Source organism: Thermus thermophilus, assembly GCF_019974155.1.
In the GTDB taxonomy this organism is placed as follows: domain Bacteria; phylum Deinococcota; class Deinococci; order Deinococcales; family Thermaceae; genus Thermus; species Thermus thermophilus_C.
Window position 1 is genome coordinate 2,098,264 of the sequence record NZ_AP025158.1, and the last position, 21,892, is coordinate 2,120,155.

Sequence of the window (21,892 nt, forward strand, 5' to 3'; positions counted from 1 at the left end):
GGTATGCCCAAGTACACCGCCCTCCTCTACCCGGACCCGGAGACCCCAGGGGTCTGGATCGCCGAGTTTCCCGCGGTGCCCCAAGCCCACTCCTTCGGCCAAAGCCCCGAGGAAGCCTTGGCGCGGGCCAAAGAAGCCTTGGAACTCGTCCTGGCCTACTTGAAAACCGAAGGGTGCCCCCTTCCCCAGGACGTGCAAGCGGTAGAGGTGGGCGTGGATGCCGCCTAGGCCGGAGGAGGTGGCCCGGAAGCTCCGCCGCCTCGGGTTCGTGGAGCGCATGGCCAAGGGTGGGCATAGGCTTTACGCGCACCCCGACGGCCGCATCGTGGTGGTGCCCTTCCACAGCGGGGAGCTTCCCAAGGGCACCTTCAAGCGCATCCTGCGCGATGCCGGCCTCACCGAAGAGGAGTTCCATAACCTCTAGCCTCACGCCGTGATCCACTCCCGGAGGATCCGGTCCAGCTCCTCCAGGGTGAGCTGGCCTCGGTCGGCCAGGGCCTTGATGTGCTGGGTGACCCGGTGGAGCTCCTCCTCCCCGTAGTGGAGGCCGAGCTCCTCCGCCCGCGCCTTGATGGCGTGCCGCCCGGTGAGCCTCGAGGCGATGATGAGCTTCCGCTTCACCCCGAAGACCTCGGGCGGGTAGGGCTCGTAGGCCTCGGGGTTGATGTAAATAGCCTTGAGGTGCATCCCCGCCTTGTGGCTGAAGGCCGTCTCCCCGGTGATGTAGTTGTTGAAGGGGATCTCCACCCCCACCATCCGGGCCACCATCCGGTCCAGCTCGGGGAGCATCTCCAGCTTGTACTTCTTGCGCACGTACTCGGGCTGGAGGGTGTACATGCGGGCGAGGAACCCCCCCAAAGGGGTGATCCCGTTCCGCTCCCCGATCCCCAGGATGGTGGTGTCCACGTGGGTGGCCCCGGCCTCAATGGCTTCATAGGCGTTGGCGATGGCGCAACCCGTGTCGTTGTGGCCGTGGAACTCAATGTCCACCCTTGGCCCCACCACCCGCCGCACCTCCCGCACCAGGGCGTAGACCTGCCGGGGCGTGGCGATGCCCACGGTGTCCGCCAGGCCCACCCGGTCCACGTAGGGGGCGATGGCCTCGTAGACGGCGAGGAGGTCCTGCTCCTCGGAGCGGAAGGTGTCCTCGGCGGAGAAGCGCACCTCCACGTGGGGGGCCGCCTCGCGGATGTAGGCGATCACCTCCTTGGCCTCCTCAATGATCCTGGGGATGTCCCGCCCGTGGGCCGCCCGGAGGTACTTGCTCGTGCCGAAGAGGAGGTCAATCCCCTGCACCCCCGTCTCCACCGCCACCTTGGCCGCGTCCAGGCGGCACTGGATGTGGGTCACCACCTTGGCCTTGAGGCCCAAGGAGGCGAGGACCTCGGCGTCCTTGCGGGACTGGGGGGAGGCCACCGGGGTGGTGACCTCAATGTACTCAATGCCGAACGCGTCCAGGGCCTTGGCGATCTCTATCTTGTCCTGGGTGGAGAAGTTGGCCCGCTCAAACTGCTCGCCCTCGCGAAGCGTGGAGTCTATGATCTTCCATTCCCGCATACGCCCCTCCCCAAAAGAAAACCGGCCCGAACTCGGGCCGGGGGATAAGGAACCCTTAGAGGGCTATCCTACCCCCCGGCGGCCGAGTTTTTTCGCGCGGGCCAGCATCTTGCCCGTAAGGGTATACGAAACGCCGCGGGTTGTCAACGCCCAAACCGCCTCTCGCGGGCCTGGTAGCTCCTTAGCGCGCGCAGGAAGTCAATCTTGCGGAACTCGGGCCAGAGGACGTCGGCAAAGTAGAACTCGGAGTAGGCGGACTGCCAGAGGAGGAAGCCGGAAAGCCGGATCTCCCCCGAGGTGCGGATGATGAAGTCGGGGTCGGGAAGCCCGGCGGTGTAGAGGTGGCGGGCGATGTCCTCCGGGGTGAGGGCCTCGGCCACCTCCTTAGGGGTGAGGCCCTGGGCCTCCGCCTCCAGAAGAAGCCGCTTCACGGCGTCCACGATCTCCTCCCGCCCCCCATAGCCCATGGCGATGTTGAGGAACATGCCCCGGTGCCCCTCCGTCCTCCGTTCCAGGCGCTCTATGGCCCGGACCACCTCCGGGGAAAACCCCTCCCGCCTGCCGATGAAGCGCACCCGCACCTGGTTTTCCAGGATCCGGTGGTCCTCCGCCATCCGCTCGGCCTCCCGCAGGAAGAGGTTCATGAGGGTCTCCACCTCTTCCGGGGAGCGCTTGAAGTTGTCGGTGGAGAAGACCCAGACGGTCACGGTCTTGATGCCCATCTCCAGGCACCACTCCAGGACCTCGTAGGCCTTCTGCACCCCGAACTCGTGCCCCTTGGTGGGGGAAAGGCCGAGGGCGCGGGCGTAGCGGCGGTTCCCGTCCAGGATGAGGCCCAGGTGCCGGGGCATGGGGCCCCGCTTGACCTCCCTGAGGAGGCGCCTTTCGTAAAGCCAGTAGAGGGGGCGGGAAAGGGCAAAGAGGCGGCGGACCATACCCTTTCCACCCTAAGGGAGAAGGGCGGGGCGCGCTAGCGGTAGAGCTCTCGGGCGATGACGAGGCGCTGGATCTCCGAGGTGCCCTCGTAGATCTCCGTCACCTTGGCGTCCCGGTAGTACCGCTCCACCCGGTAGTCCCGGTGGTAGCCGTACCCCCCCAGGACCTGGACCGCCTCCCGGGTCACCTCCACCGCCACCTGGCTGGCGAAGAGCTTGGCGGCGCTGGCCTCGAGGGTGAACCGTTCCCCCCGGTCCTTCTTCCGCGCGGCCTCGAGGACCAAGGCGCGGGCGGCGGCGATCTTCACGTGCATGTCGGCGATCTTGAAGGCGATGGCCTGGTGCTCCTTTAGCTTCTTCCCGAACTGCTCCCGCTCCTCGGCGTAGGCCTTGGCGATCTCAAAGGCCCCCCGGGCGATGCCCACCGCCTGGGCCGCCACCCCCACGCGCCCCGAGTCCAGGCCCGCGAGGGCGTAGGCCAGGCCCCGCCCCTCCTCCCCGAGGAGGTTCTCCTCGGGGACGAAGACCTCCTCGAGGCGCACCTCGGCGGTGTGGGCCGCGTGGAGGCCCATCTTCTCCTCGGGGCGGCCGAAGGAAAGCCCCGGGGTGTCCTTCTCCACCAAGAAGGCGCTGATCCCCTTCTCCGTGCGGGCCATGACCACGTAGAGGTGGGCGTGGCCAGCGGAGGTGATCCAGCTCTTGACCCCGTTCAGCACGAACCCGCCCTTGACCCGCCGCGCCTCGGCGCGGAGGCTTTTGGCGTCGGAGCCCGCCTGGGGCTCGGTGAGGCAGAAGGCCCCGATCCACTCCCCCCGGGCCAGGGGCACGAGGTAGCGCCGCTTCTGCGCCTCGCTCCCGAAGCGGAGGAGCATGTACTGGGGAAGGCCGCTGGTCACGGAGACGATAACGGCCACGCTGGGGTCGGCGGCGGCGAGCTCCTCCAGGGCCAAGGCCCAGGTCACGGAGTCCAGACCCACCCCGCCCCACGCCTCCGGGGTGGTCATGCCGAGGAGGCCGAGCTCGGCCAGGGCCTTGAGCTGGGGCCAGGGGTACTCGGCCTTCCGGTCGTACTCGGGGGCGAGGGGGTAGAGGACCTCCCGGGCCACCCGGCGCACCGCGTCCAGAACCAGCCGTTGCTCCTGGGTGAGGGTCATCCTCCCCATCGTAACATCGCAGGTCGGCAAAAAAGCGTCACGTTTCCCCCCACCGGGGGGCGCGCTTCCCGGGAAGCCCCAGGTGGTCCAGGATGCGCTGGGTGACGAAGCCGAGGAGGTCCCTGATCTCCTTGGGGCGGTGGTAGAAGCCGGGGCTCGCCGGGAGGATGGTGGCCCCGGCCTCCGCCGCCTGGACCATGGCCCTCAGGGTGGGGAGGGGCAAAGGGGTCTCCCTCAGGACAAGGACGAGGGGGCGGCGCTCCTTCAGGTGGACGTAGGCCGCCCGGGTGAGGAGGGTGTCGGCCAAGCCCGCGGCCACCTTGGCCAGGGTGGTGGCGGAGCAAGGGACGACCACCATCCCCCGGGTGGGGAAGGAGCCCGAGGCGATGGGGGCGCCCAGGTCCTGGTCCTTGTAGACCCGGTGGGCCAGGGCGTGGAGGTCCTTGGGGCTTAGGCCCATCTCCTCCCAGAGCACCCGCGTGGCCCCCTGGGAGAGGACGAGGTGCACCTCGGCGAGGTCCTTGAGCGCCTCGAGGAGGTCCAGGGCGTAGGGCATGCCGCTCGCCCCGGAAACCCCCACCACCACCCGGAAAGGCGCGTCCACGGCGCCATTCTACCGGCCCAAGGCGGGGCCCGCCCGGCGGGGCACCAGGGCGAGCTCAGGCCAGGCCTCAAAGCTTCGCCGCCAGGGGAAGGCGAGGCCCCGGAGGTCCAGCCAGAACCCGTCCAGCTCCACCCGGGGAAAGCCCTCGGCCACGGCCCGGGCCTCCTCGGGGAGGGGCTCGGGGAAGCGGGCCCGCACCCAGGGCCTGCCCACCTCCCCCCACCAGTACTGGAAGTAGGCCTCGGCGAGGCGCGAAAGCCGCCCCTCCCGGTCCTCGAGGAAAAGCCCCCCCTGGGCCAAGGCGCTCCCCAGGTTGTTCGCCGGCGTGCCCCAGGCGGCGTAGGCGGCGAGGCGGGCGTAGAGGCCCATCCCCTCCAGGTAGGCCATGAGGCGGGGGTCCCCCCGGTTCACCCGGGCGAGGTCGGCCAGGGCCACGGGGTGGCGGGCCATGAGGCGGAGGAGGTCCAGGGCGGCCCTTCTCGGGTCCCCACCCCCGTAGACGTAGAGGACGAGGTCGGGGCCCTCGGCCAAGGGCACCGCCACCGCGCGGGCGCTGGCCAAGACCCCGGCCACGGTCTCTTCCAGGGGAAGCCCCTCGTAGGGGGTGACCCGGGCGCGCAAGGCCTCGTCCTCGTAGACCACGGCCACCCGGAGGCCGGGCCTCAGGGCCCTAAGAAGCAGGACCTGGCCCGCCTCGTCGGCCCCGGGGCGGGCGGGGTAGCCCAGGGCCCGGGCCTCCCGGGGGCCTGGGGAGTTCCTCAGGGCGTCGTCCCAGACCGCCTCCAGGTAGACCCCCCGAAGGCCCCTCCAGGAGGCGAGGGCCTGGAGGACCCGAAGGTTCCGCTCCCGCCTCGAGGCGTCCCACCTCGGGACGACGCCGAAGAGGTAAAGCGCCCCGCCCCCACGGGCCTTCCAGGCGAGGAGGGGGGCGAGGCGGGCCAAGGCGTCCTCCGGGGCGAGGGGGAGGTGGCGGCTTGGCACAAGCCCCCCGTAGGCCAAGGCGTCCAGGCTCGCCACAAGCCCCCACCCGGGGGTGGCGAGGAGCCAGGCCCTCAAGGCCTCGAGGTCGGCCCCCTCCGGCCCCCGGTAGGCCTCCCGGGGCGGACAGAGGACCACCCCCCAGGCGCAGGGGGCGAGGTTGGGGGGACGGTCGTCCAGGGGAAGATAGAGGAGCTGGGCGAGGCCCAGGCCCCAGGCCACGAGAAGCGCCCAAAGGCGCGCCACGTCCGCCTAGCCCTTGACCTTTTCCGCCTCCTCCGCCAGGTAGCGCTCGGCCATCATGGCGGCGCGGGTGCCTGCCCCCACGCTCGTGGTGAGCTGGCGGTAGATGGGGTCGGCCACGTCCCCGGCGGCGAAGATGCCGGGTTCCGAGGTGAAGACCTCGTCCCGCACGGCGATGTACCCGTCGGGCCTGAGCTCCACCACCCCCTTGAGGAAAGCGGTGTTGGGCTCGTGGCCGATGAAGACGAAGACGCCGTCCGTGGGGTAGACGTACTCCTCCCCCGTCTTCAGGTTCTTAAGCCGCACCCCCGTCACCTGGTCCTCTCCCAGGATCTCGGTGACCACGTGGGAGAAGAGGAAGTGCATCTTGGGGTTCTGGAAGGCCCGCTTCTGGGCCACCTTGTTGGCCCTAAGCTCGTCCCGGCGGTGGACCAGGGTCACTTTTCGGGCGAACTTGGTGAGGAAGATCCCCTCCTCCACGGCGGCGTCCCCCCCACCCACCACGACCACCTCCTTGTCGCGGTAGAAGAAGCCGTCGCAGGTGGCGCAGGTGGAAACCCCCCGGCCGTAAAACTTGTCCTCCCCGGGGACCCCAAGCCGCCTCGGGTTCGCCCCCGTGGCCACGATCACCGCCCGGGCGCGGTAGTTCCGCTCGTAGCCCCGGACCAGGTAGCCCCCCTCGGCCTTCTCCAGGCCCAGGACCTCGTCCATGACGATCCGGGCCCCGAACTTCTCCGCCTGCTGCACCATGCGGCCCGCGAGCTCCGGCCCGGAAATGCCCTCGGGGAAGCCCGGGTAGTTCTCCACCTCGTCCGTCTGGGCGATCTGCCCCCCGGGAAGCCCCTTCTCCACGATGACCGTCTTGAGCTGGGCCCGGCCGGCGTAGATCCCGGCGGTAAGCCCCGCGGGCCCCCCGCCGATGATGACCACATCGTAGGTTTCCTCCGAGGTGGGGGTGCTCCCCAGTGCGCTCAGGTTGAACTCCATTCTTTCCCTCCTCCTTGGATGCCAGTTTACCCCCTCACATACCTATAGGGGGTATACCTCGTCCCATTTTGGGGGGTGAGGGGAAGGGTGTCAAGAAAAAACCAACCGAGCCGCGGAAAAAACACCCCCGAAGGGGTGTTTCTGGTGACCCCAGGGGGATTCGAACCCCCGTCTCGGCCTTGAGAGGGCCGTGTCCTAGGCCTCTAGACGATGGGGCCATGCGCGGCTCGGCTGGCTTTGGTGACCCCAGGGGGACTCGAACCCCCGCCGCCGGCTTGAAAGGCCGGTGACCTAACCGCTAGTCGATGGGGCCAAAGTTTGGCTGGGGTGCGTGGATTCGAACCACGACCGGCGGATCCAGAGTCCGCTGTCCTACCCTTAGACGACACCCCAGCGACGGGCGCCCGAAGCCTCGGGCAGTCGTTATGGTACACTCTAAGGGGCGGATTGGCAAGCCCCTCCTATGGAACGCGAGGTCGTAGACATCCTCAGCGAGTACCTTTCCCCGCAAGCGGCCGCCAACCTCCTCGCCCGTGCCAAAGCGCGGCTCGCCCCGACCACCCCCCAGGACTGGGCACGGCTTTTGGAGGGACCGCTTTGGGAGGAGCTACGGGCCATCCTCCCCTTCCGGGAAATGCCCCCCGGGCTTAAGGCCCTCGTTCGGCGGCTCAAGGCGGCTACCCCCCCTCCGCCCGAACCCCAAGGCGAGGCGGCGCCGGAGGCCGCGCCGGCCCTCGAGGCGGTGGACCTGGCCGACCCCGCGGAGCGGGACCGCCTCGCCCGAAGCCTCGCCCGCCTCGAGGGGGTGACGGGGGTGGTGGTGGCCCACCCCTCGGGGAAGGCCGAGCTCCCCGAGGGCTTCCCCATACCCCTGGACACCGCCCACCTCCTCCTCCGCCGCCAGGGGTACGCCCTCTTTTACCTGCGCACCGCCTCGAGGCTCCTCCTCCTCCGTCCCGTGGGCGGAGGCTTCGTGGGCGTGACGGCCCGGGAGGAGGCCAACGTGGGACAGCTCGTGCACAGGCTCAAGCGCCTGGCCCCCAAGGAGGTAAGCGGATGAGAAGAGGTCTGGTCCTGCCCTTCGCCCTCGTCCTTTCCCTGGCCCTGGCCGCGGGCCTCACCGACCTTTACGACGGCCTGGAGGCCGCCTTGGGCCAGGTGCGCCTGGAAAACCCGGCCCAAGCGGTGAACGCCCTCAACCGGGCTCAAAGCCTCCTCCGCGAGGAAGGGGCGCTGCCCCCGGTCCTGCGGGACGCCGCCCTCACCAACCTGCAGGAGGCCCGCCAGTTCCTGGCGCAGCAGAGCGCGGTGGACCTCGAGGCCCGCCTCCTCCTGGTCCGCCACCTCGTGGGCAAGGCCCTCTACGACGCCTTCCTCCAGGCCCAGGGGGAGGAGAAGGCCGCCTTGGGCCAGCGCCTGGCCCGGGCCACGGGCCTTCCCCCCGCCCTGGTGGACCAGGCCCGCTCCGCCCCCCCAGAGGAGGCCCGGAGGCTCCTGGAGGCCCGCTATCTCCAGGCCATGGCGGGGGACCTGGGCCAAGCCCTCGCCGCCCAGAGCCGCCCCCAGGCCTACCTGGCCCTGGCCCGGGCCTACGCCCGCTACCTCATCGTCCAGGACAGCCCCCAAAGCCGCCTCAAGGCCCAGGACTTCGTCCAGGCCCTGGCCCTCGTCTCCTTCGGCCAGCCCTTCCGCCCCGAGGTCCAGAGGCTACTCGGCCAGGTCCAGGCCTGGCGGCAGGACCTCCTGCGCCTGCAAACAGAGCAAGCCCCTTCCCCGGCCGAGGCCACCCCACTCCAGACGCCCGCGCCCGCATCCCAACCCCAGGCCTCCCCGCCCCGTCCCGGAAGCGTGGGCGCTCTCCTCGCAGGGGGGCTTCCGGAGGGACTCGAGGAGGAACTCAGCTTCCTGGCCCTAGAGCCTGAAGCGAAAGCGCGCCTAGGCGAGGCCCTCCAGGGCATGGGCTATGGGAGCGTGCTGGACTGGCTCGCCGTGGCGGACGAGGTGCGGGGGGCCCTCGCCCTGGCCCAGCTCTACGTGCAAAACGGCCTCTTCGCTCAGGCCCGGAGCCAGCTGGACTACGCCCACAGCCGTTTCCGGCTCAAGCTCCTGCCCGTGGCCGAGGCCTACGCCCCGGGCGTGGCCAAGCGGACAGACCTGCTCTTCCAACGCCTGCGGGAGGCGGTGGGGCTCAGGACGCTGGACATCACCGTGCTCCTCGGCGAGCTCCAGGAGTTGGAAGAACGGCTCCTAGGCAACACCCTCGGCCCGTGGCACGCCCTCCAGGTGCAGGCAGAACTCCTCCTCCTAGGCATCCCCCGTTCCGTCTTCTTTATCCTGGCGGCGGTCCTTTCCTTCTTCCCCCTTTACCTCATCCGGATCACCTTCGGCGGGCGGAACGTCTACTGGAACCTCCTTGGGCTGGGCTTTTTCTTCCTCTTCCTACCCATCCTGGCCGAAGGCCTCTCCTACATGGGTTCCATCCTGGCCGAGTACGGGGGACTCCCCGCCTTAGGCGCCCTGGCCAACCTCTCCGTGGCCCAGTCCCTCCTCGCCTACTGGGGCTGGGGGCTTTCCGTCTTCCTCGTGGTGGCCCTGGCCGGGGCGGGCCTCCGGGGCATCGCCGCCCAGTTCGGCCTCCTGCGGGAGCGGGAGCCCGAGGCCTCGAGGCGGGAGACCACCCCCACCCTCACCAGCGAGACCATCGTGGAGTGGGACGAGGAATTCTGAAGGGGCCTAGTTGCGGAACACCACGTCCTCCCGCCCGAAGGCCCACACCGCCAGGCCCAGGGCGGCCCCGGCGTAGACCAGGGTGGAAAGCCAGGTGAGCCCCGCCTGCAAAGGGGTGGCGGTGCCCTTGAGGAGGGCATCCATCAGCAGGGCCACGTTGAAGAGGGGAAGGAGGTGGTGCCAGGCCTCGAGCTGCAGGAAGCCCCGAAACTGCAGGAAGAGGAGGGGGAGAAGGGCCAAAAGCTGCAGGGGGGCCATGTAGCTTTGCGCCTCCTTGAAGCTCCGGGCGTAAAGCCCCAGGGCCACCATCACCGCCCCCATGAAGAGGGCGAGGAGGAAGGCGGTGAGGAAGAGGGCAAGGAAGCTCCCTCCGTCCAGGCTCACCTGTCCGCCCAAGGCCAGGACCTCGCCCCTCTCCGTGAGGATGCCCCCGCCAAGGCGGGCGCTCCAGGCCCCGCCCAGGGCCAGCCCCAAAAGCCCCGCCACCCCTGAGAGCAGGCCCATGGCCACCGTGGCCAAGGCCTTGCCCAGGGCCACCTGGACCAGGGGGATGGGAGCGGCCAAAAGGGCCTCGAGGGTCCCCTTCTCCTTCTCCCCCGCCGTGGCGTCCACCGCCACCACCTGGCCTCCGGAGAGGATAAAGACCACCAGGAAGAAGGGGAGGAGGAACCCCAAAAGCCCCCCGGCCCTTTCCCTGGGCGGGGAGGCGTCCACCACTTCCACCCCGAACGGGGAAAGGACCTCCTGGGGAAGCCCCGCCCGCCGGAGGGCCTCCGCCACCTTGGCCTCCTTAAGGGCCTGCAGGGCCCCCTTGACCTTCTCCACGACCACCTGGCTTTCCGTGAGGCCGGAGGCCAGGCGGCCGTAGACCCGGTACACCCCTTCCCGGAAGGCCACCCCCGCAGGGTAGCGGCCTTCCCGCACCGCCCCTTCGGGGTCCGGATTGTTCACGGGCTTAAGCTGCGCTTCCTCCAGGGCCTTTAGGGCCTCCTCGGGAAGCCCCGCCACCGCCACCTCTTGCACCTTCTCCGCCGCGCCCTGCATGAGCCGGTTTAGGAAGAGGCTGGGCCCGAACATGAAGACCGGCATCAGCAGGACGGGAAGGACCAGGGTGGAGAAGACCAGCTTCCGGTCGCGAAAGACCTGGACGAGCTCCTTTCGGAATATTCTTAAAACGGCTTCCATCACGCCCTCCGCACCTGTCGGACGAAGGCCCGCTCCAGACTCCCGTCCCCCAAGGCCAGGGCCTCGCCCAGGCTCCCCTCGTAGACCAGCCGTCCCCGGTGGAGGAAGCCCACCCGGTCCGCCACCTCCTCGGCCTCGGCCATCACGTGGGTGGAGTAGACGATGGCGTTGCCCAGGTCCCGGTAGGCCTTCACGAAGTCCAGAAGAGCCCTGCGGGCGAAGACGTCCAGGCCCGCCGTGGCCTCGTCCAGGAGGAGGACCTTGGGCCGGTGGAGGATGGCCCGGGCGATGACCACCTTCTGCCGCATCCCGGTGGACATCTCCCCCACTTTCTTGTCCAGGGTCTCCTCCATTCCCAAGAGGTCCACCACCCAGTCCAAGGCCCCGAGAAAGGCCCGCCCTTTGAGGCCGTAGAAGCCCGCGAAGAACTCCAGGACCTCCCGCCCCGTGAGGCGCTCGTAGACCCGCATGCCCCCGTTCACCAAGCCGAGGTTGCGGCGCACCTCGAGGGGCTCCCGCACCACGTCAAAGCCCGCCACCAGAGCCCTCCCGGCGCTCGGGCGGACGAGGGTAGAGAGGAGGCGCAAGGTGGTGGTCTTCCCCGCCCCGTTGGGGCCGAGGAGGGCGTAGACCTCCCCGGGCCCCACCCCAAAGGTCAGGCCCTCCACGGCCACGGCCTCACGGTAGCGCTTGGTAAGGCCCTCTGCCTGGACCATGGCGGGAGCTTACCAAATAATGGGGGCGTGAAGGCCATGACCTTCTGGGTGAAGCCCAAAAGCTCCATAGAGGCCCTGCCCGAGGCCCAGGCCCTGGTCCGGGACCTCTTGGAGCTTTTCTACGAGTACTTCCCGGAGTACGAGGGGTGCTTGGGCTTTTCCCAGTCCCCCAGAAGGCCCCGCTACCTCTTCCTCTACATGGAGGGGCCCTGCGGTGGGCTTCTTCCCGCGGCCACCCGGTTTCTGCGGGAGCTCCTCGAGGCCGCCTTCCCCCAGGCCGAGGTGCGGGTCTACGGCAAGCCCTGGCCTTAGCGGCGCTTCTTCACCAGCCACCCTTCCTCCCTGACCCCTAGCCGGGCGTTCACCACCCGGGCCAGGACGAAGAGGAGGTCGGAAAGCCGGTTCAGGTAGCGGATCACCTCGGGGTTCACGGGCTCCTCCCGGCTCAAGGCCACCACCTTGCGCTCGGCGCGGCGCACCACGGTGCGGGCGAGGTGAAGCGCGGCCGCCGCCGGATGCCCTCCGGGGAGGATGAAGCCCCGGAAGGGGGGGCTTTCCTCCTGGTAGCGGTCAATGGCCTTTTCCAGGGCCTCCACGTCCTCGGCGTCCATGCGGGCGATGTTCTTCTCGTAGGGGCTTCCCATACGGGTCGCCAGGTCCGCCCCCAGATCAAAGAGGGCGTTTTGAACGCGCTCCAGGAGGTCGTGGAGGTCTAGGTGCTCCGCAGGGAGGAGGCTTCGGGCGAGGCCGATGGCGCTGTTGGCCTCGTCCACGGTGCCGTAGGCCTCCACCCGGGGGTGGGCCTTCACCACCCGATCGGACCCGTAAAGGCCGGTCTCCCCGGCGTCCCCCGTCCTGGTGTAGATCTTCATGGCCCCATTCTAGGGGTAAAGCAAAGCCCCCTGGGAGAACCCCAGGGGGCTTCGGCCTTTGGCGGGCCCGGGAGGATTCGAACCCCCGACCTGCTGATCCGTAGTCAGCCGCTCTATCCAGCTGAGCTACGGGCCCAAGCCAACTTCAACCATAGCATGCCGGAAAGCCCCTGTCAATAATGGAAGGCGTGCGGGAAAGGCGCCTGGAAGCCCTCCTCCTCCAGGCCCTGAAAGGGGAGCGCACCCTGGAGGAACTCCACGCCGTCCTCAAACCCCTGCACCCGGGCCTCAGCAAGGCCCGCCTCTTCGCCCTCCTGGTGCGGCTGAAGCGGGAGGGGAAGGTGGCCTTCCAAGGGGGTCGCTTTAGGCTAGCGGGGGAAGACCAGGGTGCGGACCCCTAGGCCGTCCGAGAGCTGGGCCTCAAAGGCCCCGCCCTGGGGGAGTTCCTCCAGGGCGAAGCCTTGCCCGACATAGGCCCGCACAAGGGGTTCTCGGTGGACGCTGGCCCCGTTGTTGTCTTGACCCGGTGGTCCCCCGGGAAAGCGTAGGCGTAGCCTGTACCGCAGGGGCTTAGGCCTAAGTGGCTGCACGTTGATTTCGCAACACGGGTTGCCCGAAATAAGGCTTGGGAAGGCCCTTTTGGGGCCCCCGCTCTGGCGCAAGCCAGAGCGGGGTACTTAGCCCTGTCCCGCCCCCGGCCTCGAGGACGCAGTCCAAGACCTCCCCGTCCGGATCCCCCGCGCTCCAGGAAAAGCGTGCCGTGAGGGGGGCCTCCCCCTCGGGGGGCTGGCCTGGAAGGCGCCGAGGGTTGGGGCTTGGTCTTCCGAGGACCCCGAGCAAGCAACGAGCAAGGCCGCGAAGACCGCAAGGCGCAAGGACCGAAGGTCCATCGCCTTCCACCCTACCAGGGCCCGGGGGCGAGGGGATGAGAGGTGCTATCCTGGGCCTTAATGCGCCCGGGGCTTTCGGCCAAGCGCCTGGTGGTCAAGGTGGGAAGCGCCGTCCTCACAGGGGAAAGGGGCCTGGACCTCGAGGCCATGGCCGAGATCGCCCGCCAGGTGGCCGCCCTAAAGGAGGAGGGCCGGGAGGTGGTCTTGGTCTCCTCGGGGGCGGTGGCGGCGGGGATGCGGCGGCTGGGGCTTGAGGAGCGCCCCAAGGACATGCCCCTGAAGCAGGCCCTCGCCGCCCTCGGCCAGCCCCTCCTCATGGCCCGGTGGCAAGAGGCCTTCGCCCCCTTCGGCCTCCCCGTGGCCCAGGTCCTCCTCACCGCCGAGGACCTCTCCTCCAGGAGCCGCTACCTGAACGCCAAGGCCACCCTGCGGGCCCTTCTGGACCTCGGGGCCCTGCCCGTGATCAACGAGAACGACACCGTGGCCTTTGAGGAGATCCGCTTCGGGGACAACGACCAGCTCTCCGCCCGGGTGGCGGCGTTGGTGGAGGCGGGCCTCCTCGCCCTCCTCTCCGATGTGGACGCCCTCTACGAGGAGGACCCTAAGAAAAACCCCCAGGCCCGCCCCATCGCCGAGGTGGAGTCCGTGGAGGCGGTGTTGGCCCACGCCGGGGAGGAAAACCCCTTGGGAAGCGGGGGGATGAGGAGCAAGCTCCTCGCCGCCCGCATCGCCGGTAGGGTGGGGATCCCCACCCTGCTTCTCCCCGGGAAACGGCCCGGGGTCCTCCTCCAGGCCCTCTCCGGGGCCCCCCTGGGCACCTACTTCCACGCCAAAAGGCGCTACCGGGGGGAAAAGGCCTGGCTCTTTGGCCTCGTCCGCCCCAAGGGGGAGCTCGTCTTGGACCGGGGGGCGGTGCGCGCCCTAAAGGAGCGGGGGGCAAGCCTCCTTCCCGCCGGGGTTAAGGAGGTGCGGGGAAGGTTTGGCCGGGGCGAGGCGGTCCGCCTCCTCTCGGAGGAGGGAGAGGAGGTGGGTGTGGGGCTCGCCAACTACGCCTCGGAGGAGATCGCCCGCATCAAGGGGCGGCGGAGCGCGGAGATTGAGGCCGTCCTGGGCTACCGCTACACCGAGGAGGTGGTCCACCGGGACCACCTCGCCCTGAAGGAGGAGGCATGACGGCAACAAGCCTTTGGGAACTGGCGGAGCGCGCGCGGAAGAGGCTTTCCGAGATCGCCAAGGGGAACCGGGACCGGGCCCTCCTCGCCATGGCGGACCTCCTCGAGGCCCGCTGGGAAGAGGTCCTAAGGGCCAACCGGGAAGACCTGGAGGAGGCGGAAAGAACGGGGCTTCCCAAGGCCAAGCTGGACCGGCTGGCCCTAAAGGAGAAGGACCTCAAGACCCTCACGGAGGGCCTGAGGCAGATCGCCCGCCTCCCCGACCCCCTGGGGCGGATAGAGGGCCTGGCCAAGCGGCCGAACGGCCTGAGGGTGGGCAGGATGCGGGTGCCTTTGGGCCTCATCGGCTTCATCTACGAGGCGCGGCCCGGGGCCACGGTGGAGGCGGTCTCCGTGGCCTTGAAGGCGGGAAACGCCATGCTCCTGAGGGGCGGGAAGGAGGCCTTCCGGTCCAACCGGGCCCTGGTGGCCCTCTGGCACGAGGCCCTGGGAGAGGCGGGCCTTCCCGAGGAGGCCGTGACCCTCGTCCCCACCACGGACCGGGAGGCCGTCTTGGAGATGTGCCGCCTGGAGCTTTTGGACCTCCTCATCCCGAGGGGGGGAGAGGAGCTCATAAGGCTCGTGCAGAAGGAGGCCCGGGTTCCCGTCCTCGCCCACGCCAAGGGGGTGAACCACCTCTACGTGGACGAGAAGGCGGACCTCGCCATGGCCCTCCGCCTCGCCCTAAACGGCAAGACCCAGCGCCCCGCGGTGTGCAACGCCCTCGAGGCCGTCTTAGTCCACGAGAAGGTGGCGGAGGCCTTCCTCCCCAGGCTGGAAAGGGCCATGCGGGAGAAGGGGGTGGAGCTCAGGGCCTGCCCAAGGGCCCTCCCCCTCCTTCAAGAAGCGGTCCCCGCCCGGGAGGACGAGTGGGACCGGGAGTATTTGGACCTCATCCTAAGGGTCAAGGTGGTCTCGGGGCTGGAGGAGGCCCTCGCCCACATCGCCCGCTACGGCTCCCGGCACACCGAGGCCATCTGCACCGAGGATCCCAAGGCGGCCTGGCGCTTCCTGGAGGAGGTGGACGCGAGCCTGGTCCTCTGGAACGCCTCCACCCGCTTTAACGACGGCTTTGAGCTGGGGCTTGGGGCGGAGATCGGCATCAGCACCTCCAAGCTCCACGCCTACGGCCCCATGGGGCCCATGGAGCTCACCACCCTCAAGTGGGTGGCCCTGGGGGAGGGGCAGGAGCGCACGTGAGGCCGGAAGACCCCCTGGCCCGGGCCTGGGCCCTCATGGAGGAAGGTCGCTTCCAGGAGGCGGAAGCCCTCCTCCAGGGGGAACCTTCGCCCGAGGCCCGCTTCGCCCTGGGGTATGCCCTCGCCTTCCAGGGGAGGCACGCGGAGGCCCTGGCCCTCCACCGGGAGCTCTACGAGGCGACGGGAAGCCACCGGGCCCTCCACCAGGTGGGGATGGTCCTCCGCATGGCGGGTAGGCTAAAGGAGGCCCTCGCCGTCTTTGAAGAGGAGGCCCGCCTCCTTCCCCCTGACCCCCTGGCCCGCGCCACCAACCTCTACGAGCGGGGCTACACCTGGCTCCTCCTTGGGGAAAAGGAAGCGAGCCTGTCCTTCCTTCAGGCAAGCCTAGCCGAGGCGGAGGCTTCCTCTGACCCAATGGCCCAAGCCTGTGCCCACCGGGGGCTTTTGGAATGGCACCTCCGCTTCGGCCTCCCCGAGGAAGCCCGGCGGCACAAGGAGGCGGCCATTCGCCTCTTCCTGGAGGCGGGGGACCGAAAGGGCGCGGAAGAGGTGGAAGACCTTGCTTAGGCGCTTCTACCGCCTCTACCAAGAGGCCCACGTCCCCTTCTTCGCCGCGGCCCTCGCCTACTACGCCCTCCTCTCCCTCATGCCCCTCCTCTTCCTCCTGGTGGGCCTCTTCGGCCTCCTCCTCTCGGGAAACCCCGCCCTGAGGACCGAGGTGTTCCAGGCCCTGACTCAGCTCACCCTGGCCCTCTTCCCCGCCCGCCCCGAGATGGCCCAAAGCCTCCTGGACTTCCTCACCCGGGGCGCCTTCCCCCTGACCTTGGGAAGCGGCCTCCTCCTCCTCTGGTCGGGAAGCAACTTCTTCGCCGCCCTGAGCTACGCCCTGGGCCTGATCTTCGGCCGCCCGCCCGGGGTGCGAAGCCGCCTCCTCGCCCTGGTCACGCCCTTTCTCCTGGGCTTAGGCCTCATCCTCCTCGCCCTCCTCGGCCTCGCCCTGGGGTTTCTCGCCCGCTTCCTCCCCCGAGGGCTCCAAGGCCTCCTGGGGCCCCTGGAGGAACTCGTCCCCCTGTCCGCCGCCTTCCTCCTCTTCCTCCTCACCTACGCCCTCCTCCGGGGCGCAGGGCGCCTTAGGGCGCTCCCTCCCCTCGCCGCCGGGGCGGGGGTGGCGACCCTCCTCTTTGAGGGCGTCCGCCTCGGGCTCCCGAGGCTCCTCCCCCGCTCCCAGTACGAGCTCCTCTACGGCCCCTTGGCGGGCTTCGTCCTGGCCCTGCTCGGCCTCTACCTCATCCTCCTCGCCCTCCTCGTGGGCGCCGTGGCGGCGCGGGTCCTGGAAGAGGCCCGCGAGGCGGGCTAGGCCCGCACCGGGGTTTCGCCACCGGGAACCGGGCGCAAGCCGGGCAAGGGAAGGTGCGCAAAACCCCCACCGCGGCCGCGGTGGGGGCGAAGGCGGGTAGGGGCTAAAGGGCCTTTTCCTCCCGCGCCTTCCCGTAAAAGACCCGCATGAGCACGTAGGAAACCAAGAAGGTGAGGAGGGGCCCACCCAGGACCAGGGTCCAGAGGACGGCGTTTTCGCCCAGGATGGAGCCCTGCTGCTGGAAGTCAATCTTGTACCCCGCGAGGCTCGCCATGAGGAAGAAGACCAGCAGGGCCAAGACGGCGCTCGTGCGCACCGGGTGCTCCGAGGGAAGCTCCATGTAGCGCATCTTGTCCTTGCGGGTGTCCACGAAGGGGAGAAGGAGGGCCACCAGGCCGAGGATCCCAGGGACCAGGACGCCCCCGATGAACTCCGGCCCGATGGTGGCCCCGAAGAGGCGGAACACCCAGCTGGAGGGGATGATCTGGAGCAGGCCGTAGAGCCAGAGGAAGTACCAGTCGGGCTTCACCGCCGGAGTGTTGGGGGTGGGCGGGCCAAAGGCCTCCACGGGGTGGGCCAGGAAGGCCCCGGCGATGATGGTCAGGATGCCCACGTAGAGGGCGAAGAGGATGAGCATCATGACCATCTGCTGGGGGTACATGGGCACGCCCAGGATCTTCCCCGGGGCCACGCGCTCGGCGTAGCGGGGCTGGGTGTGCTTCTGCTTGACCATGATGGCGAGGTGGAGCCCGATGAGGGCCATGAGCCCGAGGGGAAGCCAGAGGACGTGGAGGCTAAAAAGCCTAGGGATGGACCTCTCCGAGCCCGGGAACTCCCCGGCGAACATCAGGTCGGCCAGGGCACCCCCGATCCACGGGATGGAGTGGGCGATGCCGTAGCCGATGCGGGTGGCGGTCACGGCGTAGTTGTCGTAAGGCAGGGCGTACCCGGTGAAGGCGGTGACCACGGTAAGGCCCAGAAGGCCAAGGCCCACCAGGTAGTTGAGCTCCCGGGGCTTCTTGTAGGCCCCGGAGAGGAGGATCCGGAGCATGTGGAGGAAGGCCGCGGCGATCATCACGTGGGCCGACCAGTGGTGGAGGCTCCGGATCACGGCGCCGAAGGGGAGGCTGTCTATGTAAAGGACGCTGGCGTAGGCCGCGGGCACGGTGCGCCCGTCGGCAAGCCGCACCTCCCGGATGGAAGGCTCGTAGTTCAGCGTGAGGAAGACCCCGGTGAGGACCAGGACCACGAAGGCGAAGAGGGTGATCTCGCCGAGGAAGAAGGTGTGGTGGACGGGGAAGGCCTTGCGCAGGACCTTGTGGTAGAGGCCCCTGAGGTCTAAGCGCTCGTCAAGCCACCGGTACATGCTTCCCTCCTAGACCCTCCAAGTGCAGGCCCCGGCGCTCGCCTGGACCCCCACCGGACCCAAAAACTCCCCGGCCGCCACCAAGACGCCGTCCTCCACCCGCACGGGAAGCTGGGGGAGGGGCCTGGGCGGGGGCCCGGCGACGACCTGGGCGCCTTGCTTGAGGTCGTACACCCCTCCGTGGCAGGGGCAGAGGCCGGCCCCCTTGTCCGCCACCCACTGGCTCACGATGCACCCCAGGTGGGTGCAGACGGCGGAGTAGGCCACCACGCCCTCCGCGGCGTGCTGGGCCACCTCGGGGGCAAGCTCCGCGGGATCAAAGCGGGCCACCAGGACGGTGTTCTTGGCCTCGCCGCTTTTGACCACCTTGGTCTTGGGGTCCATGGGGTAGGCGAGGACGAAGGGGTCCCCGGGCTTAAGCTCCTCGAGGCGGATGGGCTTGGGCTCCCCGCCCCCCTGGGCGTAGACCAGGATGTCCCCGGGCTTTAAAGGCTCCTTCTCCGGCGTGACCTCGGCCTTGGGGCGGAGGCTTGCCCCCACGTAGAAGGCCGAGACCAAGGAGAGGCCGATGCCGGTGCCGATGACCGTCTTTAGGAAAAGCCGCCTACGGGATTGGCGCAAGCGGACCTCGCGCTCGTCCATGCTTCACCTCACCAGGGGAACTCGCTCTTCTCCTCCTCGGTGATCACCTCTTCCCGGCCGAAGAAGCGGCGGTAGATCCCGAAGAGGGCCGCCACCACCAGGCTGATGGACCCGAAGATGAGGCCCTGGAGCCAGGTGGGGTTGTGCCCGGTCTGGGCGGAGTAGGCGAGGAGCCGCACGAAGAAGCCGGAAAGGGCGGTGAGGAGGAGGACCAAAATGACGCCCGCGGCCACGGGGGCGGTGGAGGGGGTGGGAAAGTGGCGGCCTGGGCGGAGTTCTACACCTTCAAGCCAGTAGGAGACCAAGCCCATGAGCCCGTAGAGAAGCAGGACCGCCCCGAAGGCCATAAGCCCGATCTGACCCACGGAAAGCTCCTCGGGGACGTGGCCCAGGAGGCGGGCGATGTGGCGGCCATCCAGGTAGGCGGCGTAGAAGAGGCCAGCCGCCAGGATCAGGGCAAAGGTGGGCAGGATGGGGTCGTTGCGGTACATCTTCCCTCCTTTACTCCACGGGGCCGAAGCTGTTGCCGAAGCTGTTGCGGATGTAGGTGGCCACGGCCTTGAGCTCCTCCTCGCTGAAGTTGGCCCCCACGGCGGGCATGGCCCCGCGGCCGTTCTTGACGACGTTAAGGATCATCTGGGCGTCCTGGAGGTTGGGGTTGCCCGCCAGGGCGGGGAAGGCTGGGGGTAGGCCCTGGCCGTTCGCCTGGTGGCAGGCGGCGCAGTTCGCCTCGTAGATGGCCTTGCCCTTCTCCATGAGGGCGGGGTCCACCCCCGCGGGCGCCACCGCCTCCTGGCCACCCCCGTGGGCCTGGGCCTCCTGGGCGGGCGGGGCCACCTCCTCCACGATCCGCTCCGCGGCCGGGGAGAGGGCGAAGTAGCTCCAGATGCCGCCCAGCAACACCACGGCGGCCACGGCGTACCAGAGGGGGTTGAAGCGGGGGGTCTCCACGGGAAGCTCCGGCTCGCCCACGTGCATGCGGAGCTCCACCTCCCCCGCCACCTCGCCCCCCTCGTCCACGCCGAGGACGAGAACGTCGGGGTAGTTGTTGACGGTGAAGGGAATGATCCGGATCTCCTGGCCTCCGCCGCGAAAGTGGGTCACCACCCGGAGGGTGTGCTCCCCGTCGGGGAGGTTCCGGGTGTCCAGCTTCCACCGATAGGGGGGCTCTTTTAGCACGGCGACGGGCTCCGTCCCCTGGTCCAGGTAGACTTCAATGCGGTCTACGATCATCTCGCCTCCCTCTCGTGAAAAGGGGCGCAAGACCCCACCCCACCACTATACGACCTGAGCTCTCATCACTTTCCTCCCCCCAGTTCCTGAAGCAACCTGACCAGCTCCTCCACCACTGCTTCCCTCCAAGGCGGGGGCCCCTGGGCCAGGGCGATCCGGCCCAGACGGAAGAGGCTTTGCCGCTCGGGATGGGCCAGAAGCCGGGGAAGCCATTCCCTGCCCTGCAAGCGCGCCCCCAGAAGGACCAAGAGCGCCATCCCCAAGGCCAGAAGCCATAACCACCCCCTGAGGCTCGCCCCCGTCCGCAGCCGATGGCGGTCCAGCCCAAACCCCTGCCCCTTCAGGTCCCTAAACCCCTCTTCAATCCACATCCGCCACCCATAGGGCGGCTCCCCCCCAAAAGGGCCCGAATAGGCCAGATACCAGGGATCCCGACCCCCTGGGTACACCAGGAGGGTGACTTCTACCCCCTCCCCACCGTGTCCGAAAAGGCGGACCTCCTCCCGCAGGGGGTGGACCACACGCTGGTAGCCCTCCTTCAGGGGAAGGCGCTTCCCCCCTTGGGGTTCCACCTCCCGGTTCTGCCGCAGGCGGATGAGGAAGCCCATGCCCCACCCCTGGAGCTTTCGCATCAGGGAGACCCGGTCAAAGCCGCGGTCCAGGAGGAAGAGGGGGGTATATCCCAGGTCCTGGACGGCGCGGCCCAGGCGGTGGAGGAACTCCTCCTCCACCCGGTTTTGACTGGGGAAAGGGGAGAGGGGGTGAAGAGCGAAGGCCACCACCAGGGCCCTTCCCTTGAGGGGAAGGGCGGCCACCAGGGCTTGGTGCCTACCGTCCTCTGTGAAGGTCCAGTCCACGATGAGGGGGAGGGGGCGGTCTTTGGGGAAACGAGGGACGAGGAGGGGGAGGAGGGCTTCGGTGAGGGCCCAGGGGTCTTGCAGGGTGGGGTGATGGAGGAAGCGCCAGAGGCGATTGAGGCGGCTTTGGGCCAGGGTGGGGAGGGGGGTTCTGCGGGCGAGGTCGGAGAGGGTGGGGTCCAGGGGGGTAGTGAGGAGGGTGGACAGGAAGAGGGCGAGGTTGGAGCGGATGGTTTTCCTGAGGGAGGCGAAGACCTTATGGACCCAGAGGGTGATAACTTGGGAAAGGGGGGTGGTGGGCGGCACACCTTACTTACCCCCCTCTTCTCTTCCCTTGTCAAGCCCCAGCCCTCAAAGTGATGAGAGCTCAGCTATACGACCCCTTGACTAAGGACAGATGTCCCGTCACGGGGCGAGGAGGGCGGTAAGCCGCTCCACGCTCCGCCGCACCCCCTCGAGGCCGCCCACCACCTCCAAGGCGGCCGTGCCGGAAAACCCCCGGAGGAAGGAGGCAAGCCCCTCCCAGGGGACGCGCCCCGAGCCCACGGGGAGGTGGTCGTCCCGCCGCCCGTGGTTGTCGTGGAGGTGAAGGTGGAGAAGCCGGTCCCCCAGGGCCTCGAGGTAGCGGAAAGGCCCCTTGGGGCCAAGCTCCACCAGGGCGTGCCCCACGTCCAGGCAGAACCCAAGGTGGGGGTGGCGCTCCAGAAGGCGGCGGAGCTCCTCCGGGCCCCGGACGAGGTCGTGCTCCCAAAGGGCCAGGTTCTCCAGGGCCACGGGGATGGGCGGGTCGTGGAGGAGGGCGAGGGTCTCCTCCAGGGCCTCCCAGGCAAGCCGCTCCGCCACGGGGTGGCGCACGGGGATGAGGCCCGTGTGCAGCACCCCCACCTTCGCCCCCAAGGCCTCCCCGAACTCCAGGGCCCGGAGAAGCCGCTCCTGGGAGAGCTTGCGGACGCTCGGGATGAGGCTTGCCGGGTTCAGCTCCACGAAGGGGAGGTGGAGGGTGAAGCCCACCCCCAAGGCCTCCCCCGTGGCCCTAAGCTCCCGCGCCCCCGGGAGGGGAAAGGCCTCGTGCAGGTCGTAGGCCACCTCCAGGTCCAGCCCGAGCTCCGCCGCCAGGGGGAAGGCAGCCTCGTAGTCCAGCTCCGCGTTGAAGGGGCTGAAGCCTAGGCGCATGGCCCC

The 21,892-nt window shown here is 69.1% G+C and carries 25 protein-coding genes and 4 tRNA genes; 10 read left to right on the plus strand and 19 right to left on the minus strand.

Translation table 11 applies throughout. From position 1 onward, the window contains the following. The first annotated feature begins 3 nt into the window (after positions 1–3). Together TthTMY_RS11325 and TthTMY_RS11330 are read left to right on the plus strand one after the other, a co-directional pair. Positions 4–228 (plus strand): type II toxin-antitoxin system HicB family antitoxin, encoded by a 225-nt coding sequence (locus TthTMY_RS11325; protein ID WP_093005029.1) that lies wholly within the window; start codon positions 4–6, stop codon positions 226–228. Continuing rightward, positions 218–424, plus strand: coding sequence for a type II toxin-antitoxin system HicA family toxin (locus TthTMY_RS11330; protein ID WP_008633873.1), 207 nt, complete (start codon positions 218–220; stop codon positions 422–424). Before TthTMY_RS11325 ends, TthTMY_RS11330 begins: the two co-directional genes overlap by 11 nt. A 2-nt stretch (positions 425–426) precedes the next feature. On the opposite strand, the gene lysS is transcribed toward TthTMY_RS11330, so the two are convergent. The 9 genes from lysS to TthTMY_RS11375 form a co-directional block, all read right to left on the minus strand. After that, positions 427–1,557 (minus strand): homocitrate synthase, encoded by a 1,131-nt coding sequence (gene lysS, locus TthTMY_RS11335; protein ID WP_096411320.1) that lies wholly within the window; start codon positions 1,555–1,557, stop codon positions 427–429. Between the two features lie 143 nt (positions 1,558–1,700). Then, the gene (locus TthTMY_RS11340) at positions 1,701–2,492 is read right to left on the minus strand and encodes an isoprenyl transferase (protein WP_096411321.1); all 792 of its coding nucleotides are present in this window, start codon (positions 2,490–2,492) and stop codon (positions 1,701–1,703) included. 35 nt (positions 2,493–2,527) lie between these two features. Then, positions 2,528–3,646, minus strand: coding sequence for an acyl-CoA dehydrogenase family protein (locus TthTMY_RS11345; protein WP_096411322.1), 1,119 nt, complete (start codon positions 3,644–3,646; stop codon positions 2,528–2,530). A 37-nt stretch (positions 3,647–3,683) separates the two neighbouring features. Beyond that, positions 3,684–4,250 carry a UbiX family flavin prenyltransferase gene (locus TthTMY_RS11350; protein WP_096411323.1) on the minus strand — a complete coding sequence of 189 codons (567 nt, stop codon included), beginning with the start codon at positions 4,248–4,250 and terminating at the stop codon, positions 3,684–3,686. A gap of 9 nt (positions 4,251–4,259) precedes the next feature. Further along, a complete protein-coding gene (locus TthTMY_RS11355) occupies positions 4,260–5,474 on the minus strand; it encodes a DUF4127 family protein (protein WP_096411324.1) in 1,215 nt (404 codons plus the stop codon). A gap of 6 nt (positions 5,475–5,480) precedes the next feature. Next, positions 5,481–6,458, minus strand: coding sequence for a thioredoxin-disulfide reductase (trxB, locus tag TthTMY_RS11360; RefSeq protein WP_096411325.1), 978 nt, complete (start codon positions 6,456–6,458; stop codon positions 5,481–5,483). A 142-nt stretch (positions 6,459–6,600) separates the two neighbouring features. Further along, positions 6,601–6,676: transfer RNA gene (locus TthTMY_RS11365), tRNA-Glu, on the minus strand. A 20-nt stretch (positions 6,677–6,696) separates the two neighbouring features. Then, positions 6,697–6,771, minus strand: a tRNA-Glu gene (locus TthTMY_RS11370). Between the two features lie 6 nt (positions 6,772–6,777). Further along, positions 6,778–6,851 (minus strand) — tRNA-Gln (locus TthTMY_RS11375). A 70-nt stretch (positions 6,852–6,921) separates the two neighbouring features. Here TthTMY_RS11375 and TthTMY_RS11380 point away from each other — a divergent pair. Together TthTMY_RS11380 and TthTMY_RS11385 are read left to right on the plus strand one after the other, a co-directional pair. Further along, positions 6,922–7,518: a hypothetical protein gene (locus TthTMY_RS11380; RefSeq protein WP_096411326.1), complete on the plus strand. Its 597-nt coding sequence runs from the start codon at positions 6,922–6,924 to the stop codon at positions 7,516–7,518. Next, positions 7,515–9,185 carry a hypothetical protein gene (locus tag TthTMY_RS11385; protein WP_096411327.1) on the plus strand — a complete coding sequence of 557 codons (1,671 nt, stop codon included), beginning with the start codon at positions 7,515–7,517 and terminating at the stop codon, positions 9,183–9,185. Before TthTMY_RS11380 ends, TthTMY_RS11385 begins: the two co-directional genes overlap by 4 nt. A gap of 6 nt (positions 9,186–9,191) precedes the next feature. On the opposite strand, the gene TthTMY_RS11390 is transcribed toward TthTMY_RS11385, so the two are convergent. Beyond that, on the minus strand, positions 9,192–10,370 hold the full coding sequence (locus TthTMY_RS11390) for an ABC transporter permease (protein WP_096411328.1): 1,179 nt from the start codon (positions 10,368–10,370) through the stop codon (positions 9,192–9,194). Further along, the gene (locus TthTMY_RS11395; protein WP_096411329.1) at positions 10,370–11,086 is read right to left on the minus strand and encodes an ATP-binding cassette domain-containing protein; all 717 of its coding nucleotides are present in this window, start codon (positions 11,084–11,086) and stop codon (positions 10,370–10,372) included. Before TthTMY_RS11395 ends, TthTMY_RS11390 begins: the two co-directional genes overlap by 1 nt. Before the next feature lie 36 nt (positions 11,087–11,122). Here TthTMY_RS11395 and TthTMY_RS11400 point away from each other — a divergent pair, with 36 nt between their 5' ends. Beyond that, positions 11,123–11,398 (plus strand): hypothetical protein, encoded by a 276-nt coding sequence (locus TthTMY_RS11400; protein ID WP_014510947.1) that lies wholly within the window; start codon positions 11,123–11,125, stop codon positions 11,396–11,398. Here the strand turns inward: TthTMY_RS11400 and TthTMY_RS11405 are convergent. Then, positions 11,395–11,958, minus strand: a complete 564-nt coding sequence (locus tag TthTMY_RS11405) for a cob(I)yrinic acid a,c-diamide adenosyltransferase (protein ID WP_223903295.1) — start codon at positions 11,956–11,958, stop codon at positions 11,395–11,397. The two genes, TthTMY_RS11400 and TthTMY_RS11405, sit on opposite strands and share 4 nt — an antisense overlap. Positions 11,959–12,017: 59 nt before the next feature. Beyond that, positions 12,018–12,094, minus strand: a tRNA-Arg gene (locus tag TthTMY_RS11410). Between the two features lie 43 nt (positions 12,095–12,137). Between TthTMY_RS11410 and TthTMY_RS11415 the strand changes: the two genes are divergently transcribed. The 5 genes from TthTMY_RS11415 (at position 12,138) to TthTMY_RS11435 (ending at position 16,615) form a co-directional block, all read left to right on the plus strand. Beyond that, on the plus strand, positions 12,138–12,359 hold the full coding sequence (locus TthTMY_RS11415; protein ID WP_096411330.1) for a hypothetical protein: 222 nt from the start codon (positions 12,138–12,140) through the stop codon (positions 12,357–12,359). Positions 12,360–12,908: 549 nt separating this feature from the next. Next, complete coding sequence (gene proB / locus TthTMY_RS11420; protein WP_096411331.1) at positions 12,909–14,021, plus strand: glutamate 5-kinase; 1,113 nt, start codon at positions 12,909–12,911, stop codon at positions 14,019–14,021. Beyond that, complete coding sequence (locus tag TthTMY_RS11425; protein ID WP_096411332.1) at positions 14,018–15,259, plus strand: glutamate-5-semialdehyde dehydrogenase; 1,242 nt, start codon at positions 14,018–14,020, stop codon at positions 15,257–15,259. Before proB ends, TthTMY_RS11425 begins: the two co-directional genes overlap by 4 nt. Further along, positions 15,256–15,825 carry a hypothetical protein gene (locus tag TthTMY_RS11430; protein WP_096411333.1) on the plus strand — a complete coding sequence of 190 codons (570 nt, stop codon included), beginning with the start codon at positions 15,256–15,258 and terminating at the stop codon, positions 15,823–15,825. Before TthTMY_RS11425 ends, TthTMY_RS11430 begins: the two co-directional genes overlap by 4 nt. After that, positions 15,818–16,615, plus strand: a complete 798-nt coding sequence (locus TthTMY_RS11435) for a YhjD/YihY/BrkB family envelope integrity protein (RefSeq protein WP_096411334.1) — start codon at positions 15,818–15,820, stop codon at positions 16,613–16,615. Before TthTMY_RS11430 ends, TthTMY_RS11435 begins: the two co-directional genes overlap by 8 nt. A gap of 103 nt (positions 16,616–16,718) precedes the next feature. Here TthTMY_RS11435 and TthTMY_RS11440 read toward each other — a convergent pair whose 3' ends face one another. The 6 genes from TthTMY_RS11440 to TthTMY_RS11465 form a co-directional block, all read right to left on the minus strand. Further along, a complete protein-coding gene (locus TthTMY_RS11440; RefSeq protein ID WP_096411335.1) occupies positions 16,719–17,981 on the minus strand; it encodes a cytochrome b in 1,263 nt (420 codons plus the stop codon). A gap of 9 nt (positions 17,982–17,990) precedes the next feature. Beyond that, positions 17,991–18,623, minus strand: coding sequence for a ubiquinol-cytochrome c reductase iron-sulfur subunit (locus tag TthTMY_RS11445; RefSeq protein ID WP_096411336.1), 633 nt, complete (start codon positions 18,621–18,623; stop codon positions 17,991–17,993). Between the two features lie 8 nt (positions 18,624–18,631). Next, positions 18,632–19,114 (minus strand): cytochrome C, encoded by a 483-nt coding sequence (locus TthTMY_RS11450; RefSeq protein ID WP_096411337.1) that lies wholly within the window; start codon positions 19,112–19,114, stop codon positions 18,632–18,634. 10 nt (positions 19,115–19,124) lie between these two features. Continuing rightward, positions 19,125–19,856: a c-type cytochrome gene (locus tag TthTMY_RS11455; protein WP_096411338.1), complete on the minus strand. Its 732-nt coding sequence runs from the start codon at positions 19,854–19,856 to the stop codon at positions 19,125–19,127. 65 nt (positions 19,857–19,921) lie between these two features. Continuing rightward, positions 19,922–21,019 (minus strand): IS4 family transposase, encoded by a 1,098-nt coding sequence (locus tag TthTMY_RS11460; RefSeq protein ID WP_096410490.1) that lies wholly within the window; start codon positions 21,017–21,019, stop codon positions 19,922–19,924. A 99-nt stretch (positions 21,020–21,118) separates the two neighbouring features. Continuing rightward, on the minus strand, positions 21,119–21,886 hold the full coding sequence (locus TthTMY_RS11465) for a sugar phosphate isomerase/epimerase family protein (protein WP_172844660.1): 768 nt from the start codon (positions 21,884–21,886) through the stop codon (positions 21,119–21,121). Positions 21,887–21,892 lie beyond the last annotated feature (6 nt).

What these genes read in the sequence shown, in the direction of transcription:
- TthTMY_RS11440 (WP_096411335.1), bottom strand. Translation starts at nt 17,981, where the DNA reads ATGTACCGGTGGCTTGACGAGCGCTTAGACCTCAGGGGCCTCTACCAC.
- TthTMY_RS11340 (WP_096411321.1), bottom strand. Translation starts at nt 2,492, where the DNA reads ATGGTCCGCCGCCTCTTTGCCCTTTCCCGCCCCCTCTACTGGCTTTAC.
- TthTMY_RS11385 (WP_096411327.1), top strand. Translation starts at nt 7,515, where the DNA reads ATGAGAAGAGGTCTGGTCCTGCCCTTCGCCCTCGTCCTTTCCCTGGCC.
- lysS (WP_096411320.1), bottom strand. Translation starts at nt 1,557, where the DNA reads ATGCGGGAATGGAAGATCATAGACTCCACGCTTCGCGAGGGCGAGCAG.
- TthTMY_RS11390 (WP_096411328.1), bottom strand. Translation starts at nt 10,370, where the DNA reads ATGGAAGCCGTTTTAAGAATATTCCGAAAGGAGCTCGTCCAGGTCTTT.
- TthTMY_RS11345 (WP_096411322.1), bottom strand. Translation starts at nt 3,646, where the DNA reads ATGACCCTCACCCAGGAGCAACGGCTGGTTCTGGACGCGGTGCGCCGG.
- TthTMY_RS11450 (WP_096411337.1), bottom strand. Translation starts at nt 19,114, where the DNA reads ATGTACCGCAACGACCCCATCCTGCCCACCTTTGCCCTGATCCTGGCG.
- TthTMY_RS11330 (WP_008633873.1), top strand. Translation starts at nt 218, where the DNA reads ATGCCGCCTAGGCCGGAGGAGGTGGCCCGGAAGCTCCGCCGCCTCGGG.
- TthTMY_RS11465 (WP_172844660.1), bottom strand. Translation starts at nt 21,886, where the DNA reads ATGCGCCTAGGCTTCAGCCCCTTCAACGCGGAGCTGGACTACGAGGCT.
- TthTMY_RS11395 (WP_096411329.1), bottom strand. Translation starts at nt 11,086, where the DNA reads ATGGTCCAGGCAGAGGGCCTTACCAAGCGCTACCGTGAGGCCGTGGCC.
- TthTMY_RS11405 (WP_223903295.1), bottom strand. Translation starts at nt 11,958, where the DNA reads ATGAAGATCTACACCAGGACGGGGGACGCCGGGGAGACCGGCCTTTAC.
- TthTMY_RS11415 (WP_096411330.1), top strand. Translation starts at nt 12,138, where the DNA reads ATGGAAGGCGTGCGGGAAAGGCGCCTGGAAGCCCTCCTCCTCCAGGCC.
- TthTMY_RS11380 (WP_096411326.1), top strand. Translation starts at nt 6,922, where the DNA reads ATGGAACGCGAGGTCGTAGACATCCTCAGCGAGTACCTTTCCCCGCAA.
- proB (WP_096411331.1), top strand. Translation starts at nt 12,909, where the DNA reads ATGCGCCCGGGGCTTTCGGCCAAGCGCCTGGTGGTCAAGGTGGGAAGC.
- trxB (WP_096411325.1), bottom strand. Translation starts at nt 6,458, where the DNA reads ATGGAGTTCAACCTGAGCGCACTGGGGAGCACCCCCACCTCGGAGGAA.
- TthTMY_RS11425 (WP_096411332.1), top strand. Translation starts at nt 14,018, where the DNA reads ATGACGGCAACAAGCCTTTGGGAACTGGCGGAGCGCGCGCGGAAGAGG.
- TthTMY_RS11445 (WP_096411336.1), bottom strand. Translation starts at nt 18,623, where the DNA reads ATGGACGAGCGCGAGGTCCGCTTGCGCCAATCCCGTAGGCGGCTTTTC.
- TthTMY_RS11325 (WP_093005029.1), top strand. Translation starts at nt 4, where the DNA reads ATGCCCAAGTACACCGCCCTCCTCTACCCGGACCCGGAGACCCCAGGG.
- TthTMY_RS11400 (WP_014510947.1), top strand. Translation starts at nt 11,123, where the DNA reads ATGACCTTCTGGGTGAAGCCCAAAAGCTCCATAGAGGCCCTGCCCGAG.
- TthTMY_RS11455 (WP_096411338.1), bottom strand. Translation starts at nt 19,856, where the DNA reads ATGATCGTAGACCGCATTGAAGTCTACCTGGACCAGGGGACGGAGCCC.